At 57.3% G+C, this 20,603-nt stretch carries 1 protein-coding gene; it reads right to left on the reverse strand.

Annotation, left to right across the window (positions count from 1 at the left end; genetic code table 11):
• Positions 1–21: 21 nt before the first annotated feature.
• Positions 22–20,535, reverse strand: a complete 20,514-nt coding sequence (locus tag SIB88_RS18565; protein WP_412558770.1) for an Ig-like domain-containing protein — start codon at positions 20,533–20,535, stop codon at positions 22–24.
• Positions 20,536–20,603: the final 68 nt, after the last annotated feature.

Below are 20,603 nucleotides of genomic sequence, written 5' to 3' on the forward strand. Positions count from 1 at the left end.
GGCACCCGAAATGTGAATTCGTTACCACTCGATACGTTCGACATTGGAGAAAGTCAACTCAGAACCATCCGAAAAGACGATGGTTCCCGACGAATCGGTGGAAAGTTCAAGCGAGTGTTTCTTCGAATCGGTGATTGTCCCTTCATCAAGAATCAGGGTCCAGTCACACGAATCGAGATGGCCACCCCCAACACCATGCAATTCGATGGTATCGGTCGTCCAGCCGTTGGCACCACCATCTACATGGTCCTTGCCATCGCCCATATTAAAGATGAACAGATCCGAACCGCCGCCGCCATACAGGGTATCATCCCCGATGCCGCCTATCAGCGTATCGTCGTCATCCCCGCCAAGCAGAAGATCGTTACCGTCCCCGCCACTTAGCGTATCGCGCCCGGCACCGCCCGAAAGGGTGTCGTCGCCTTCTTCGCCATACAGCTTGTCGTCACCGCCACCGCTATCGAGTGTGTCGTTGCCCGACCCGCCATAGAACGTATCCTTGCCCCAGCCCCCGGTCAGGGTGTCATTGCCAGAACCACCATCGAAATAGTTGTCACCACCATCGGCATTAAGAATGTCATTGCCATCGCCGCCAAGGAAGGTGTCATCGCCCCAGGCCCCATGGATGGAGTCGTTGCCATCCCCGCCCCAGACGGTGTTTTTGCCGCTGCCAACGTCGATATTGTCGTTGCCCGACCCGGCCGAGACCGTGTCATTGTCACTGCCGGCCGTGATGGTGTCATTGCCGCTGCCGGTTTCGATATAGTTGCGACCTTCGCCAGCACCGATGGTGTTGTTGCCGTCTCCGGCAAAGATTTTGTCATCGCCGGAACCGACACTGATGCTGTCGTCTCCTGCGCCGGTCCAGACGGTATTGCGCCCCTCACCGGCAGAGATTTTGTTGTCTCCGCCTTCGTCATAGATGATGTCGTCGCCAGAGCCGCTGCTGATCGTGTCATTCCCGGTGCCGGTCCAGACGACATTGCGACCTTCGCCTGCACTGACAAAGTTGTCACCGTCGCCGCCAATGATCGTGTCATTGCCACTGCCGGCATACAGGGTGTCCTTGCCGTCACCGGTCTCGATATAGTTATTGCCTTCATTGGCATAAATGATGTTGTCACCATCGCTGGCAAAGATCTTGTCATGACCGCTTCCGGCCGTGATGTAATCATTGCCGGTACCGCCATAGATGGTGTTGTTGCCTTCGCCGCCATGCACCGTGTCATTGCCGGAACCGGCATCGATATAATCATGGCCGTCATCACCGGTGACACTGTCATCACCGTCCCCGGCATAGATCACGTCATTGCCATTGCCACCCCAGATCGTGTCATTGCCGGCATTGGTCGATACCGTGTCATGACCGCCACCGGCACCGATGGTATCGTTGCCCGAACCGGTTTCGAAGGTTTCATTGGCATCGGTCCCCCACAGGGTTTCGTTGCTGTCTGCCAGTTCTTCGATCGTGACTTCCAGAATGGCCGTTGTCGTTGCCGTATCGTCACCATCCCGGGACTGAACAGACACCGTCAGTTCGAACGTACCGGAATAGTCGCTTGCCGCGGTGATGGTCAGCCCGACCAGCTGTGCAGCCCCAAGCGTCCAGCTTCCATCGCCGTTATTGGTCCCGGCCGACAGGCGTGCGCCATCGGGAACCCCGGAAATCGTGATCGACAGGGTTTCACTGCTGTCCGTGACCGCAGCATCAATATCAAGCGGAACACTGTTGCCTTCATCGCCGCTGGCGTCAGACACCTCAAGCGTTGGTGTATCGGCAACGCCGGCAACGTCCACAGTAATGGTGTCATTGACACTTGCACTGTCATTGCCATCGGTTGATGTCACCGTGACGTTCAGATCGAACGATCCGGAATAGTCATCGGGCGGCGTGATGGTCAGACCGTCAAGATCGCCTGCCGACAGGGTCCAGGTGCCATCACCATTATCGGTTCCGGCCGACAGGGTTGCCCCGTCGGGCACACCGGAAATCGTGATCGAAAGGATTTCGGACGCGTCGCTCAACCCGGCACTGATATCAAGGCTGATCGCACTGTCCTCGTTGCCCGATGCATCGGCAACCTCAAGACTTGGCATATCGGCAACCCCGGCCACATCAACCGTGATGACGTCACTGGTTGATGTACTGTCAGCACCAGACGTTGAAACGGCGGTAACCGACAGATCAAACGACCCGGAATAATCATCGGGCGGTGTGATCGTCAGACCTTCAAGCTGGTCCGAGTTCAGCGTCCAGGTGCCATCACCATTGTCGGTTCCGGCCGACAAAGTCGCCCCGTCCGGAACGCCCGAAATCGTGATCGTCAGCGTTTCGGTGCTGTCATTCAGCCCGGCAGCAATATCAAGCGAAATGCTTGTATCTTCATTGCCGCTTGCATCGGCAACCGACAGGGTCGGGCTTTCTGCTGACGGGTCATAAAGTTCGCCATCGACATAGATTTCAAGATTTTCGACATTGTCGACTTCAACACCCAGTGCCTCAAGCGTAAGGCTGCCCTCACCGCCAGATGCAATGTGGTCCTGCAAATCCTGAAGCGCATCAAGGACACCATCGCCCGAAAGCTGTTCCGAGGTCAGATACAGCTTCAGGGTATCGGTCTGGCTGCCCCCGTCAATGATGCCCGTGCCCTCGCCGGTCAGATCGACCGTATAGCGGATTTCATCCGATCCGGATTCGCCATACAGCTTGTCATCGCCCGACCCGATCAGGATATCGTTCGAATTCCCGCCATAAAGCGTATCGGTGCCCTCACCGCCATCAAGGGTGTCATGACCGCTGCCGCCAAGGATGGTGTCGTTGCCCGCACCACCATCAACAGTGTCGCTTGAACTTCCGGCATCGATGTAATCATCCCCGGCACCGCCGGTAATCGTGTCTTTGCCGCCGCCGCCAAAGATGGTGTCATTGCCTTCACCGCCATCGACAGTGTCATGCGAACCACCGGCATTGATGTAATCGTCACCGGCACCACCGGTTATCGTGTCCTTGCCACTGCCGCCAAAGACCCTGTCATCGCCGTCGCCACTATCGATGATGTCATTGCCGCCACCGCCATATACCGTGTCAGCACCTCCACCGGAGCTGATGGTGTCGTGACCGCTTTTGGCGTTGATGTAGTCATCGCCATCACCGGTCGTGATGCGGTCGGTGCCATCCGTGCCAATTACCGTCTCGTTCGGGTTATCAATGACCTCAACCTGAAGGTTCTGCGAAATGCTTGCACTGTCAGCACCATCAACCGAGGTCGCGGTCACCGTCAGGTCAAAATTGCCGGAATAATTGTCTGCGGGCGTGATCTTGAGCTCGGAAAGCTGCGACGCCGACAAGGTCCAGGTGCCATCACCGTTATCGGTTCCGGCCGACAGACTTGCGCCATCGGGCACACCGGCAATCGTTACCGACAGAATTTCGGATGCATCGGTCAGCCCTGCTGCAATCGCAAGGCTGATGGCACTGCCCTCGCCACCACTTGCATTCGATACCGTCAAAGTCGGCGCGTCTGCCACCCCCGCAACATCAACCGTGATGCTGCCCGTGGTCGTCGCGACATCTTCGCCATCAGCTGAAGTCGCGGTCACACCGAGCTCGAACGATCCACTGAAGTCGTCAGCCGGCGTGATCGTCAGGCCTTCCAACTGATCCGGGCTCAGTGTCCAGGTGCCATCGCCATTATCGGTACCAGCCGACAAGGTCACACCATCCGGAACACCACTGATCGTGATCGACAGAACTTCCGAGCTGTCCGTAAGACCTGCGTCGATGTCGAGCGCGATCGCAGAATCTTCGGAGCCAGAGGCATCCGCGACATCAAGCGTCGGGGCGTCTGCGACACCAGCCACATCGACTGTAATGCTGCCCGTGGTTGTCGCGACATCTTCGCCATCAGCTGAAATCGCCGTCACACCCAGATCAAACGATCCACTGAAGTCTTCAGCAGGCGTGATTGTCAGACCTTCAAGCTGATCCGGGCTCAGTGTCCAGGTGCCATCGCCATTGTCCGTACCAGCAGACAAGGTTGCACCGTCCGGAATGCCGGAGATGGTGACGCTTAGAACTTCCGAGCTGTCGGTCAGTCCAGCGTCGATATCAAGTGCAATTGCACTGTCTTCCGAACCGGAAGCATCAGTGACATTCAAAGTTGGCGCATCCGCAACACCAGCCACATCAACCGTGATCAAGCCGGTCGTCGTTGCGACGTCTTCGCCATCAGTTGAGGTTGCCGTCACCCCAAGATCAAACGACCCACTGAAGTCCTCAGCAGGCGTGATCGTCAGGCCTTCCAACTGTTCCGGATTCAGCGTCCAGGTGCCGTCACCATTATCGGTACCCGCCGACAAGGTTGCACCGTCCGGAACGCCGGAAATGGTAACGCTCAGAACTTCAGAGCTGTCCGTCAGGCCTGCATCAATATCGAGTGCAATGGCGCTATCTTCAGAACCAGAGGCATCGGCGACATCCAAGGTCGGTGCATCCGCAACGCCCGCAACATCAACCGTGATCGAACCGGTCGTAGTTGCGACGTCTTCGCCATCAGCTGAAGTCGCCGTCACACCGAGATCAAACGATCCGCTGAAGTCCTCAGCCGGTGTGATCGTCAGACCTTCCAACTGGTCCGGGCTCAGCGTCCAGGTACCATCGCCATTATCGGTACCCGCAGACAAGGTCGCACCGTCAGGAACGCCAGAAATGGTAACGCTTAGAACTTCCGAGCTGTCGGTCAGGCCTGCATCAATATCAAGCGCAATGGCACTATCTTCGTTGCCGGACGCGTCGGACACATCAAGTGTCGGCAGATCCGCATCCCCAATGACATTGACCATCACGGTGTCTGTCACGCTGGCGATATCCACACCATCCTGCGTGCTTGCCGTGATTTCCAGATCGAAACTGCCGCTGAAATCTTCCGGCGGGGTAATCGTCAGGCCTTCAAGATCGTCTGAGGTCAGTGACCAGGTGCCATCGCCATTATCGGTACCGGCGGACAGGCTTGCCCCTTCCGGCACACCGGAAATGGTGATGGTCAATGTTTCGGAACTGTCCGTCAGGCCCGCATCAATATCAAGTGCAATGGCGCTGTCTTCTGTACCCGACGAGTTCGCGGTCTCAAGTGTCGGTGCATCGGCAACACCGGCAACATCAACCGTGATCGATCCGGTTGTTGATGCCGCATCTTCGCCATCAACCGACGTCGCCGTGACGCCAAGATCAAACGTTCCGCTGAAATCTTCCGGCGGCGTGATCGTCAGGCCTTCAAGTTGATCCGGGTTTAGGGTCCAGGTACCGTCACCATTATCGGTTCCGGCCGACAGGGTTGCGCCATCGGGCACGCCCGAGATCGTTACGGTCAATGTTTCCGCGCTATCGGTCAGGGCAGCATCAATATCAAGCGCGATCGCACTGTCTTCGTTGCCCGAAGCATCCGAAGTCTCAAGCGTCGGGGCATTTGCGACATCATCGACTGCGATGCTGCGGCTTACCGATACCGAATTGGTGTCAGTACCGTCGGTTGCCGTCGCCGTAACAACAAGATCGATGCTGCCTTCAAAGTCCGACGGCGTGGTCAGCGTCAAACCCTCAAGATCATCAGGATCAAGGCTCCAGCTGCCATCTTCATTTTGTGTACCGGCACTCAGGGTCGCACCTTCAGGGACCCCGGTGATGGTAATGCTCAGGCTTTCCGAACCATCGGCATCATTCAGGGCCGCCTCGATGGTTACCGGATATGAAATGCCACCTGTTTCAGGGGCCTGGACCAGATCGGCATTTCCGACCACGACGCCGTCACCAAACGAAATCGCCTCGATCTGATTGACGGTCAGGGTTTCGCCGGTATCCAGATCAATGATCTGTGTATTGATGACGCCCTGATTGTTGGTGAAGTTCTGCAGGGAATAGGAAGTGGATGCCTTGCCAAGATACAGGACATCACTACCCGAACCGCCATCCACGGCCGATGTCTCGCCGATATCGCCCTTGATTGTCAGGCTGTCATTGCCATCGCCAAGACGGATATTGTTCCCCAGATTGGTATCGCCATTCAGGATGATCTGATCGTTACCGCCCTGCAGATCAAAATTCTCGTTCATGTTCAGGTTACGGTCGATGACAAATGTATCATCGCCACCGGTGCCCTGATGATTGGAACTGCCATTATCGACAAAGTCGTTCTGGCCCCCGCCAGTCTCCCCACCGGTTGGCGTTCCCTCCCCAATCGAAACACTCAAGGACGGCGCGTCAGCAACAGCGGCAACATCAACGGTGATGCTGCCCGTGGTCGTCGCAACATCTTCACCATCAGCAGAGGTCGCGGTCACGCCAAGATCAAACGAACCGCTGAAATCTTCAGCCGGTGTAATAGTAAGACCTTCAAGGTGGTCCGGGCTCAGGGTCCAGGTGCCATCACCATTATCGGTCCCAGCAGACAAAGTCGCGCCGTCCGGAACACCGCTAATCGTGACACTCAGAACTTCACTGGAATCTGTAAGACCCGCATCGATATCCAATGCGATAGCTGAATCTTCATTGCCAGATGCATCAGCGACATCCAAAGTTGGCGCATCGGCAACACCAGCCACATCAACCGTGATCGAGCCGGTAGTAGTCGCAACGTCTTCGCCATCAGCAGACTGGGCGGTGACGCCGAGATCAAACGATCCGCTGAAATCTTCAGCCGGCGTGATCGTCAGACCTTCAAGCTGGTCCGGGCTCAGGGTCCAGGTGCCGTTGCCATTATCCGTACCCGCTGACAGGGTTGCTCCGTCCGGAACGCCGGAGATGGTGATCGACAGAACTTCCGAGCTGTCGGTAAGACCCGCGTCGATATCCAATGCAATAGCGGAATCCTCAGAACCACTGGCATCAGCCACATCAAGCGTCGGCGCATCAGCAACGCCAGCAACATCAACCGTGATGCTACCCGTGGTCGTCGCAACGTCATCGCCATCGGCGGAAGTCGCGGTAACGCCAAGATCAAAGCTGCCGCTGAAGTCTTCAGCCGGGGTAATCGTCAAACCTTCCAACTGATCCGGGCTCAGTGTCCAGGTGCCATCACCGTTATCGGTACCAGCCGACAAGGTCGCGCCATCAGGAACACCACTGATCGTGACACTTAGAACTTCACTGGCATCCGTAAGGCCAGCATCAATATCGAGTGCGATAGCTGAATCTTCATTACCAGATGCATCGGACACATCAAGCGTCGGAGCATCCGCAACACCCGCTACATCAACCGTAATCGAGCCGGCGGTCGTCGCAACGTCATCGCCATCCGCAGAGGTCGCGGTCACACCAAGATCAAACGAACCGCTAAAGTCCTCAGCCGGTGTGATCGTCAGACCTTCAAGCTGGTCCGGGTTCAGCGTCCAGGTGCCATCACCATTATCGGTACCCGCAGACAAGGTTGCACCGTCCGGAACACCCGAGATGGTGATGCTCAGAACTTCCGAGCTGTCGGTCAGGCCTGCATCGATGTTGAGTGCAATTGCGCTGTCCTCAGAGCCAGATGTATCAGACACATCCAACGTCGGGGCGTCTGCAACACCAGAGACATCAACGGTGATCGACCCGGCCGTGGTTGCGACATCCTCGCCATCGGCGGAAGTCGCGGTAACGCCAAGATCAAAGCTGCCGGAGAAGTCTTCAGCCGGTGTGATCGTCAGACCTTCCAACTGATCCGGATTTAGCGTCCAGGTACCATCGCCATTATCGGTACCCGCAGACAAGGTTGCGCCATGCGGAACGCCACTGATCGTAACGCTGAGAACTTCCGAGCTGTCCGTCAGGCCTGCGTCGATATCAAGTGCAATTGCACTGTCTTCCGAACCGGAAGCATCAGCGACATCCAAAGTCGGGGCGTCTGCAACACCCGCAACATCAACCGTGATCGACCCGGTCGTGGTTGCGACGTCCTCGCCATCAGCTGAGGTCGCGGTCACGCCCAAATCAAACGATCCGCTGAAATCTTCAGCCGGTGTGATTGTCAGACCTTCCAACTGATCCGGGTTCAGCGTCCAGGTGCCATCACCATTGTCGGTACCCGCCGACAAGGTCGTACCATCCGGAACGCCGCTGATCGTGATCGACAAGACTTCCGAACTGTCCGTAAGACCTGCGTCGATATCCAATGCAATTGCGGAATCTTCGCTGCCCGTAGCATCGGACACATCCAAAGTCGGTGCATCGGCAACGCCAGCAACATCAACCGTAATGCTGCCAGTGGTCGTTGCAACATCCTCGCCATCAGCAGATTGTGCCGTCACACCCAGATCAAACGAACCGCTGAAGTCTTCAGCCGGCGTGATTGTCAGACCTTCCAACTGGTCCGGGTTCAAGGTCCAGGTGCCGTCACCATTATCGGTACCCGCAGACAGGGTCGCACCGTCCGGAACGCCACTGATCGTTACCGTCAGCGTTTCGCTGGAATCCATGAGACCAGCATCAATGTCGAGCGCGATGGCAGAATCTTCGGAGCCAGATGCATCTGCAACATCCAAGGTCGGGGCGTCTGCAACACCAGCTACATCAACGGTGATCGACCCGGTCGTGGTTGCGACATCCTCGCCATCGGCGGAAGTCGCGGTAACGCCAAGCTCGAACGATCCGCTGAAGTCTTCAGCCGGCGTGATCGTCAGGCCTTCCAGCTGATCCGGGCTCAGGGTCCAGGTGCCATCACCATTATCAGTCCCCGCAGACAAGGTTGCACCGTCCGGAACACCACTGATCGTTACCGTCAGAACTTCGCTGGAATCCGTGAGACCAGCATCAATGTCGAGCGCGATGGCAGAATCTTCGGAGCCCGAAGCATCAGCCACGTCAAGCGTCGGCGCGTCAGCAACACCAGCTACATCAACCGTGATCGAGCCGGTCATGGTTGCAACGTCTTCACCATCTGCAGAGGTCGCGGTCACACCAAGGTCAAACGACCCGCTGAAGTCCTCAGCCGGCGTGATTGTCAGACCTTCCAACTGATCCGGATTCAGCGTCCAGGTACCGTCACCATTATCAGTACCTGCCGAAAGGGTCGCACCGTCGGGAACACCGCTAATCGTGATCGACAGAACTTCCGAGCTGTCCGTCAGGCCTGCGTCGATATCAAGTGCAATGGCGGAATCTTCGTTACCGGAAGCATCGGACACATCAAGGGTCGGTGCGTCAGCAACACCCGCTACATCAACCGTGATGCTGCCGGTTGTGGTCGCAACATCTTCGCCATCGGCGGAAGTTGCGGTCACACCAAGATCGAAACTGCCGGAGAAGTCTTCAGCCGGGGTAATCGTCAGTCCTTCGAGCTGATCCGGGCTCAGCGTCCAGGTGCCGTCACCATTGTCGGTGCCAGCAGACAAGGTCGCGCCGTCCGGAACACCACTGATCGTAACGCTGAGAACTTCCGAGCTATCGGTAAGACCGGCATCGATATCAAGTGCAATTGCACTGTCTTCCGAACCAGAGGCGTTCGAAGTTTCGAGGGTTGGGGCATCGGCAACGCCCGCCACATCAACAGTGATGCTGCCCGTGGTCGTCGCGACATCTTCACTATCCACAGAAGTCGCAGTCACACCTAGGTCAAACGACCCGCTGAAGTCCTCAGCCGGCGTGATCGTCAGACCTTCCAACTGATCCGGGTTCAGCGTCCAGGTGCCGTCACCGTTATCGGTACCCGCCGACAGGGTCGCACCGTCTGGTACGCCACTGATTGTGACACTCAGAACTTCCGAGCTGTCGGTAAGACCAGCGTCAATGTCGAGTGCAATTGCAGAATCTTCCGAGCCACTGGCATCAGTCACATCCAGCGTCGGTGCATCGGCAACGCCCGCCACATCAACGGTGATCGAGCCGGTCTTGGTGGCAATATCATCGCCGTCGGCAGAGGTCGCGGTGACGCCAAGATCAAACGATCCGCTGAAATCTTCAGCCGGTGTGATCGTCAGACCTTCCAACTGGTCCGGACTCAGCGTCCAGGTGCCATCACCATTGTCGGTACCTGCCGACAGGGTCGCGCCATCGGGAACGCCGGAAATGGTAATGCTCAGAACTTCCGAGCTGTCCGTCAGGCCTGCATCGATGTCGAGCGCAATTGCGGAATCTTCAGAACCAGAAGCGTTCGAGGTTTCGAGGGTTGGCGCATCGGCAACGCCAGCAACATCAACCGTGATCGAACCGGTGGTCGTCGCAATGTCTTCGCCATCAGCAGATTGTGCTGTCACACCGAGATCAAACGACCCGCTGAAATCTTCAGCCGGCGTAATCGTTAGACCTTCCAATTGGTCCGGATTCAGCGTCCAGGTGCCGTCACCATTATCGGTACCAGCCGACAGGGTTGCACCGTCCGGAACACCACTGATCGTAACGCTGAGAACTTCAGAGCTGTCCGTCAGACCGGCGTCGATATCGAGCGCGATCGCACTATCTTCGTTGCCGGACGCATCGGACACATCCAAAGTCGGCGCATCCGCAACACCCGCAACATCAACCGTAATCGAACCAGTCGTCGTTGCAACGTCTTCACCATCGGCGGAGGTCGCCGTAACACCGAGGTCAAACGAACCGCTGAAATCTTCAGCCGGTGTCATTGTCAGACCTTCAAGCTGGTCCGGGCTCAGCGTCCAGGTGCCATCACCATTATCAGTCCCCGCAGACAAGGTTGCACCGTCCGGAACGCCGGAGATCGTGATGCTCAGAACTTCCGAGCTGTCGGTAAGACCCGCGTCGATATCCAATGCAATAGCGGAATCCTCAGAACCACTGGCGTCAGCCACGTCAAGCGTCGGCGCATCAGCAACACCAGCTACATCAATCGTGATGCTGCCGGTTGTCGTCGCAACGTCATCGCCATCAGCTGAAGTCGCGGTAACACCAAGATCAAACGAACCGCTAAAGTCCTCAGCCGGTGTGATCGTCAGTCCTTCGAGCTGATCCGGGCTCAGGGTCCAGGTGCCGCCACCATTATCGGTACCCGCCGACAAGGTCGCTCCGTCCGGAACACCACTGATCGTGATCGATAGAACTTCCGAGCTGTCCGCTAGGCCTGCATCAATATCAAGCGCAATTGCGCTGTCCTCAGAGCCAGATGCATCAGACACATCCAACGTCGGGGCGTCTGCAACACCAGCGACATCAACGGTGATCGAGCCGGTGGTCGTCGCAACATCTTCGCCATCGGCGGAAGTCGCGGTAACGCCAAGATCAAAGCTGCCGGAGAAGTCTTCAGCCGGGGTGATCGTCAGACCTTCCAACTGGTCCGGGTTCAACGTCCAGGTGCCATCACCATTGTCCGTACCCGCCGACAAGGTCGCGCCGTCCGGAACACCACTGATCGTGACACTCAGAACTTCACTGGAATCCGTAAGACCCGCATCGATATCCAATGCAATTGCTGAATCTTCGTTGCCGGAAGCATCGGACACATCAAGCGTCGGCGCGTCAGCAACACCAGCTACATCAACGGTGATCGACCCGGTCGTGGTTGCAACATTCTCACCATCGGCAGAGGTTGCTGTGACACCAAGATCAAATGACCCGCTGAAATCTTCAGCCGGTGTAATCGTCAAGCCTTCAAGCTGATCCGGGCTCAAGGTCCAGGTACCATCACCGTTATCGGTGCCAGCAGACAAGGTTGCACCGTCCGGTACACGGCTGATCGTTACGGTCAGAACTTCGCTGGAATCCGTCAGACCGGCGTCGATATCAAGTGCAATTGCAGAATCTTCGGAGCCAGAGGCATCCGCGACTTCCAAAGTCGGCGCATCGGCAACGCCAGCCACATCAATCGTAATGCTGCCCGTGGTCGTCGCAACGTCTTCGCCATCGGCGGAGGTCGCCGTCACACCAAGGTCAAACGATCCGCTGAAGTCCTCAGCCGGTGTGATTGTCAGACCTTCTAACTGATCCGGATTCAGCGTCCAAGTGCCGTCACCATTGTCGGTACCAGCCGACAGGGTCGCGCCATCTGGAACGCCGGAAATGGTGATGCTAAGAACTTCCGAGCTGTCCGTCAGACCCGCATCGATATCGAGCGCAATCGCTGAGTCTTCAGAACCACTGGCATCAGCCACATTTAAGGTCGGCGCATCTGCAACGCCAGCAACATCAACAGTGATGCTACCCGTGGTCGTCGCAACATCATCGCCATCGGCAGAGGTCGCGGTCACACCAAGATCAAACGATCCACTGAAATCCTCAGCCGGTGTGACCGTCAGACCTTCCAACTGGTCCGGACTTAGCGTCCAGGTGCCATCACCATTGTCGGTGCCAGCTGACAATGTCGCTCCATCCGGAACGCCGGAGACGGTGATCGTTAGAAATTCCGAGCTGTCCGTCAGGCCTGCATCAATATCAAGTGCGATGGCGGAATCTTCGTTGCCGGAAGCATCGGACACATCAAGCGTCGGTGCATCTGCGACACCTGCAACTTCAACCGTGATCGAACCAGTGGTCGTCGCGACGTCTTCACCATCGGCGGAAGTCGCGGTAACGCCAAGATCAAACGACCCGCTGAAGTCGTCAGCCGGTGTAATCGTCAGACCTTCAAGCTGATCCGGGCTCAGCGTCCAGGTCCCGTCACCATTATCGGTACCAGCCGACAGGGTCGCGCCATCTGGCACACCACTGATCGTAACGCTGAGAACTTCACTGGAATCTGTAAGACCCGCATCGATATCCAATGCAATTGCGGAATCTTCGTTGCCCGACGCATCGGCGACATCCAAAGTCGGAGCATCGGCAACGCCCGCGACATCGACAGTGATGCTGCCGATTGTGGTGGCAACGTCATCGCCATCAGCGGAAGTCGCGGTCACGCCAAGATCAAAGCTGCCCCAGAAGTCTTCAGCCGGCGTGATTGTCAGACCTTCCAACTGGTCCGGTGTCAGTGTCCAGGTGCCGTCGCCATTATCTGTACCCGCCGACAAGGTCGCGCCATCCGGCACGCCGCTGATCGTGATGGTCAGAACTTCCGAGCTATCGGTCAGGCCTGCATCAATATCAAGCGCAATGGCAGAATCTTCGGAGCCAGAGGCATCGGCGACATCCAAAGTCGGAGCATCAGCAACACCAGCCACATCAACCGTAATGCTGCCAGTCGTCGTTGCAACATCCTCGCCATCAGCAGATTGTGCCGTCACACCCAGATCAAACGAACCGCTGAAGTCTTCAGCCGGCGTGATCGTCAGGCCTTCGAGCTGGTCCGGGCTCAGGGTCCAGGTACCGTCACCATTGTCAGTACCAGCCGACAGGGCTGCACCGTCCGGAACGCCGGAAATGGTAACGCTCAGAACTTCACTGGAATCCGTGATACCCGCATCGATATCCAAGGCAATAGCGGAGTCTTCAGAACCAGAGGCATCAGCCACGTCAAGCGTCGGTGCGTCCGCAACACCCGCTACATCAACCGTAATAGAACCGGTGGTAGTGGCAATGTCATCGCCATCAGCTGAAGTCGCGGTAACACCAAGATCAAACGAACCGCTAAAGTTCTCAGCCGGTGTGATCGTCAGACCTTCGAGCTGGTCCGGGTTCAACGTCCAGGTGCCGTCACCATTATCGGTACCAGCCGACAAGGTCGCACCGTCCGGAACGCCACTGATCGTGACACTCAGAACTTCGCTGGAATCCGTCAGACCCGCGTCAATGTCGAGTGCAATCGCTGTGTCTTCAGAACCAGAGGCGTTCGAAGTTTCGAGGGTTGGCGCATCGGCAACACCAGCAACATCAACCGTAATGCTGCCCGTGGTCGTCGCAATATCCTCGCCATCCGCCGAGGTCGCCGTCACACCAAGGTCAAACGAACCGCTGTAATCTTCAGCCGGGGTAATCGTCAGACCTTCCAACTGGTCCGGGCTCAGCGTCCAGGTACCATCACCATTATCGGTCCCGGCCGACAGTGTTGCGCCATGCGGAACGCCACTGATCGTTACCGCAAGAACTTCGCTGGAATCCGTGAGATCAGCATAAATGTCGAGCGCGATGGCATTGTCTTCAGAGCCAGAGGCATCAGACACGTCGAGCGTTGGAGCGTCAGCAACGCCCGCCACATCAACCGTGATGCTGCCAGTTGTGGTAGCAATATCCTCGCCATCAACAGACTGAGCCGTCACACCCAGATCGAAGCTGCCGCTGAAATCCTCAGCCGGCGTGATCGTCAGGCCTTCGAGCTGGTCCGGGCTCAGGGTCCAGGTGCCGTCACCATTATCTGTCCCCGCCGATAGGGTCGCGCCATCTGGAACGCCGGAAATGGTGATGCTAAGAACTTCCGAGCTGTCGGTAAGACCCGCGTCAATATCCAATGCAATAGCGGAATCCTCAGAACCACTGGCATCAGCCACATCAAGCGTCGGAGCATCGGCAACGCCAGTTACATCAACCGTGATCGAGCCGGTGGTTGTCGCAACATCTTCACCATCCGCAGAAGTCGCGGTCACGCCAAGATCAAACGATCCGCTGAAGTCTTCCGCCGGTGTAATGGTCAAACCTTCGAGCTGATCCGGGCTCAGTGTCCAAGTGCCATCACCATTGTCCGTACCAGCCGAAAGGGTTGCACCGTCCGGAACGCCGCTGATCGTGATGCTCAGAGCTTCCGAGCTGTCGGTCAGACCTGCATCAATATCGAGCGCAATCGCACTGTCTTCAGAACCAGAGGCATCAGCGACATCCAAGGTCGGCGTATCGGCGACACCTGCAACATCAACGGTGATGCTGCCCGTGGTGGTCGCAACGTCATCGCCATCGGAAGAGGTCGCGGTAACGCCAAGATCGAACGATCCGCTGAAGTCCTCAGCCGGTGTAATCGTCAGACCTTCCAACTGATCCGGGTTCAGCGTCCAGGTGCCGTCACCATTGTCCGTACCAGCCGACAAGGTCGCACCGTCCGGAACGCCGCTGATCGTGATGCTCAGAGCTTCCGAGCTGTCGGTCAGACCTGTATCGATGTCGAGTGCAATTGCTGAATCTTCAGAACCAGAGGCATCGGACACTTCGAGCGTCGGAGCATCGGCAACACCCGCAACATCAACTGTGATGCTGCCGGTCGTGGTTGCGATATCCTCGCCATCGGCAGAGGTTGCGGTTACACCAAGGTCAAACGATCCGCTGAAGTCCTCAGCCGGTGTAATCGTCAGACCTTCCAACTGATCCGGGTTCAGCGTCCAGGTGCCGTCACCATTGTCCGTACCAGCCGACAAGGTCGCACCGTCCGGAACGCCGCTGATCGTGATGCTCAGAGCTTCCGAGCTGTCGGTCAGACCTGCATCAATATCGAGCGCAATCGCACTGTCTTCAGAACCAGAGGCATCAGCGACATCCAAGGTCGGCGTATCGGCGACACCTGCAACATCAACGGTGATGCTGCCCGTGGTGGTCGCAACGTCATCGCCATCGGAAGAGGTCGCGGTAACGCCAAGATCGAACGATCCGCTGAAGTCCTCAGCCGGTGTAATCGTCAGACCTTCCAACTGATCCGGGTTCAGCGTCCAGGTGCCGTCACCATTGTCCGTACCAGCCGACAAGGTCGCACCGTCCGGAACGCCGCTGATCGTGATGCTCAGAGCTTCCGAGCTGTCGGTCAGACCTGTATCGATGTCGAGTGCAATTGCTGAATCTTCAGAACCAGAGGCATCGGACACTTCGAGCGTCGGAGCATCGGCAACACCCGCAACATCAACTGTGATGCTGCCGGTCGTGGTTGCGATATCCTCGCCATCGGCAGAGGTTGCCGTTACACCAAGGTCAAACGATCCGCTGAAGTCCTCAGCCGGTGTAATCGTCAGACCTTCCAACTGATCCGGGTTCAGCGTCCAGGTGCCGTCACCATTGTCCGTACCAGCCGACAAGGTCGCACCGTCCGGAACGCCGCTGATCGTGATGCTCAGAGCTTCCGAGCTGTCGGTCAGACCTGTATCGATGTCGAGTGCAATTGCTGAATCTTCAGAACCAGAGGCATCGGACACTTCGAGCGTCGGAGCATCGGCAACACCCGCAACATCAACTGTGATGCTGCCGGTCGTGGTTGCGATATCCTCGCCATCGGCAGAGGTTGCCGTTACACCAAGGTCAAACGATCCGCTGAAGTCCTCAGCCGGTGTAATCGTCAGACCTTCCAACTGATCCGGGTTCAGCGTCCAGGTGCCGTCACCATTGTCCGTACCAGCCGACAAGGTCGCACCGTCCGGAACGCCGCTGATCGTGATGCTCAGAGCTTCCGAGCTGTCGGTCAGACCTGTATCGATGTCGAGTGCAATTGCTGAATCTTCAGAACCAGAGGCATCACTCACATCCAGCATCGGTGCATCCGCAACCCCAGCCACATCAACCGTGATGCTGCCCGTGGTCGTTGCAACATCCTCTCCATCGGCAGAAGTTGCGGTTACACCAAGATCAAACGAACCGCTGAAGTCCTCAGCCGGTGTAATCGTCAGACCTTCCAACTGGTCCGGGTTCAGCGTCCAGGTGCCGTCGCCATTGTCCGTGCCCGCCGACAAGGTTGCGCCGTCCGGAACGCCACTGATCGTAACGCTCAGAACTTCGCTGGAATCCGTGAGACCAGCATCAATATCAAGTGCGATGGCACTATCTTCAGAGCCAGAGGCATCGGACACTTCGAGCGTCGGAGCATCGGCAACACCCGCAACATCAACTGTGATGCTGCCGGTCGTGGTTGCGATATCCTCGCCATCGGCAGAGGTTGCCGTTACACCAAGGTCAAACGATCCGCTGAAGTCTTCGGCCGGGGTGATCGTCAGACCTTCCAACTGGTCCGGGCTCAGTGTCCAAGTGCCATCACCATTGTCCGTACCTGCCGAAAGGGTTGCACCGTCCGGAACGCCGCTGATCGTGATGCTCAGAGCTTCCGAGCTGTCGGTCAGACCTGTATCGATGTCGAGTGCAATTGCTGAATCTTCAGAACCAGAGGCATCACTCACATCCAGCATCGGTGCATCCGCAACCCCAGCCACATCAACCGTGATGCTACCAGTTGTCGTCGCTACATCTTCACCATCGGCAGAGGTCGCGGTCACGCCCAGATCGAACGACCCGCTGAAATCTTCAGCCGGTGTGATCGTCAGACCTTCAAGCTGATCCGGACTCAGCGTCCAGGTCCCGTCGCCATTGTCCGTGCCCGCCGACAAGGTTGCGCCGTCCGGAACGCCACTGATCGTAACGCTCAGAACTTCGCTGGAATCCGTGAGACCAGCATCAATATCAAGTGCGATGGCACTATCTTCAGAGCCAGAGGCATCGGACACTTCGAGCGTCGGAGCATCGGCAACACCCGCAACATCAACTGTGATGCTGCCGGTCGTGGTTGCGATATCCTCGCCATCGGCAGAGGTTGCCGTTACACCAAGGTCAAACGATCCGCTGAAGTCTTCGGCCGGGGTGATCGTCAGACCTTCCAACTGGTCCGGGCTCAGTGTCCAAGTGCCATCACCATTGTCCGTACCTGCCGAAAGGGTTGCACCGTCCGGAACGCCGCTGATCGTGATGCTCAGAGCTTCCGAGCTGTCGGTCAGACCTGTATCGATGTCGAGTGCAATTGCTGAATCTTCAGAACCAGAGGCATCACTCACATCCAGCATCGGTGCATCCGCAACCCCAGCCACATCAACCGTGATGCTGCCCGTGGTCGTTGCAACATCCTCTCCATCGGCAGAAGTTGCGGTTACACCAAGATCAAACGACCCGCTGAAGTCCTCAGCCGGTGTGATCGTCAGACCTTCCAACTGGTCCGGGCTCAGCGTCCAGGTGCCATCACCATTATCGGTACCAGCAGACAAAGTCGCGCCGTCCGGAACGCCGGAAATGGTAACGCTCAGAACTTCCGAGCTGTCCGTCAGGCCTGCATCAATATCAAGTGCGATGGCAGAATCTTCATTACCCGATGCATCACTCGCATCAAGCGTCGGCGCATCCGCAACACCCGCAACATCAACCGTGATTGAACCGGTCGTGGTCGCAACATCTTCGCCATCAGCAGACTGAGCGGTAACGCCAAGATCAAACGACCCGCTGAAATCTTCAGCCGGTGTGATAGTCAGACCTTCAAGCTGATCCGGGTTCAGCGTCCAGGTGCCGTCACCATTATCGGTACCAGCCGACAGGGTCGCGCCATCCGGCACGCCGGAGATGGTGATCGTCAGAACTTCCGAGCTGTCCGTCAGGCCAGCGTCAATGTCGAGTGCAATTGCCGAATCTTCAGAGCCGCTGGCATCAGTGACATCCAGCGTCGGCGCATCGGCAACGCCCGCAACATCGACAGTGATGCTGCCGGTTGTGGTGGCAACGTCATCGCCATCAGCGGAAATTGCGGTCACACCAAGATCAAACGATCCACTGAAGTCCTCAGCCGGTGTGATCGTCAGACCTTCGAGCTGATCCGCATTCAGCGTCCAGGTTCCGTCACCATTATCCGTACCTGCCGACAGGGTCGCGCCGTCCGGAACTCCGGAAATGGTAATGCTCAGAACTTCCGAACTGTCCGTCAGGCCAGCGTCGATATCGAGTGCAATCGCTGAATCTTCGTTGCCGGAAGCATCGGACACATCAAGCGTCGGGGCGTCTGCAACGCTCGCCACATCAACGGTGATCGAGCCGGTGGTGGTGGCAACGTCTTCACCATCTGCAGATTGTACCGTCACACCCAGATCAAACGAGCCGCTGAAGTCTTCAGCCGGCGTAATCGTCAGACCTTCAAGCTGGTCCGGGTTCAGCGTCCAGGTACCGTCACCATTATCAGTACCTGCCGACAGGGTTGCACCGCCCGGCACGCCACTGATCGTTACTGTCAGAACTTCACTGGAATCCGTGAGGCCTGCATCGATGACCAATGCAATTGCAGAATCTTCCGAGCCAGAGGCATCCGCAACATCCAAAGTCGGTGCATCTGCAACACCCGCAACATCAACCGTAATCGATCCGGTGGTGGTTGCGATATCGCTACCATCAGCTGATTGAGCAGTGACACCAAGATCAAACGATCCGCTGAAGTCTTCAGCCGGCGTGATCGTCAGACCTTCCAGCTGGTCCGGACTCAGCGTCCAGGTGCCATCACCATTATCGGTACCAGCCGACAAGGTCGCACCGTCCGGAACGCCGGAGATGGTAACCGTCAGCGTCTCGCTGGAATCTGTCAGGCCTGCATCGATGTTCAGCGCAATCGCGCTATCCTCGGCGCCCGAAGCATTTGAAGTCTCGAGCGTCGGGGCATCTGCGATGCCTTCGACATCGACTTTGATTTCTTCCATCACAACGGCGGTGTCGTCGCCATCGGTGGTCGAGACAAGGACCGAGAGGTCAATTTCGCCGCTGAAATCCGGTGCCGGGGTAATGGTCAGGCCTTCGAGCTGATCCGGGCTGAGCGTCCAGGTGCCATCGCCATTGTTGGTCCCGGCCGAAAGTGTGGCGCCGTCCGGGACACCGGTAATCTTGACGGAAATGCTTTCGCTGCCATCGAGAAGTTCGGTATCGATATCAAGTGCAATCGCGCTGTCTTCGCGCCCGGAAGCATCCGAAACATCAAGCGTCGCGCCGTCGGCAACACCGGCAACATCAACCGTGAAGCTTGAAGAGGTCGAGCTGGTGCTGCCATTTGCTTCGCGGCTGGTTGCGGTCACGGTGAGGCTGAAACTGCCGCTGTAATTTTCCGGCGGCGTGATTTTCAATCCGCCAAGCTGCCCTGCCGGAACAGACCAGGTGCCATCGCCATTATTGGTACCAGCCGACAAAATAGCGCCTTCCGGCACGCCGGAGATCACCACCGAGAGTGTTTCACTTCCGCCATCAAGGTCATTAAGCGCAGCAGACACATTGAGCGAAATGGCGCTGTCTTCCGACCCGGTAACACTGCCGGCCGACAGTGTCGGCGCGTCGGCGACTTTTTCGACCTCGATCACGTCATCAGTGATCGCTTCATCGGTGATCTCGGACTGGGCGGCATCATCTGCAAGGGCGGGTGCATCCGCATCGGTCGCAGGTGCTTCTTCCCCGGACGGGATGAAATCGGGTCCGCGTTCGCCGCGGCCGGTGCCGCGCGGCTGTTCGCGATCACCACGCAACTGGTTGGTGTCGCTGGTCGAAAGCGGGATTTCAGGCAGCTCGATCGTGCTGGGATCGGATTTCAGCGAAATGTCGTCATGACCGAAGCTGTCAAGATTACCATCAAAGGTTCCATCGACCGTATCAAGATTGTTTTCAATCTCGGCATTTATCGCCTGGGCGATAGACTGTTTTTCGGTGGCTTCTTCTGCCTGGACGCGTTCCTGGCGCTGGGTCGCGGCATTCTGACGACGGAAGGCCTGCTGGGCTTCGGCCTGGGGGTTGAAAACCTGGTTGCCATAATGGACAGAGCCAAGCTCCTCTTCGGGCGGACGCGCAGTATTGTTCAGGTCGTCATGAAGTTCGACCAGTTCATTACTTTCCCCATCCTGTTCCTCCACGCGCATCAGCTCTTCTGGCGTCGCTTCCTCATTGACGCTGCTGATATCTTCACTGCGTGAATTTTCCGTATCGCGAGGATCGTCCGCCATCTAACCCATTCTCCGTGAAACGCAAGACGGGTATAACCCGACTCACACTTCTATACCTTAGTATAGAC

The sequence above is a fragment of the Thalassospira sp. MIT121401 genome, assembly GCF_047125595.1.
In the GTDB taxonomy this organism is placed as follows: Bacteria; Pseudomonadota; Alphaproteobacteria; order Rhodospirillales; family Thalassospiraceae; genus Thalassospira; species Thalassospira povalilytica.

What these genes read in the sequence shown, in the direction of transcription:
- SIB88_RS18565 (WP_412558770.1), bottom strand. Translation starts at nt 20,535, where the DNA reads ATGGCGGACGATCCTCGCGATACGGAAAATTCACGCAGTGAAGATATC.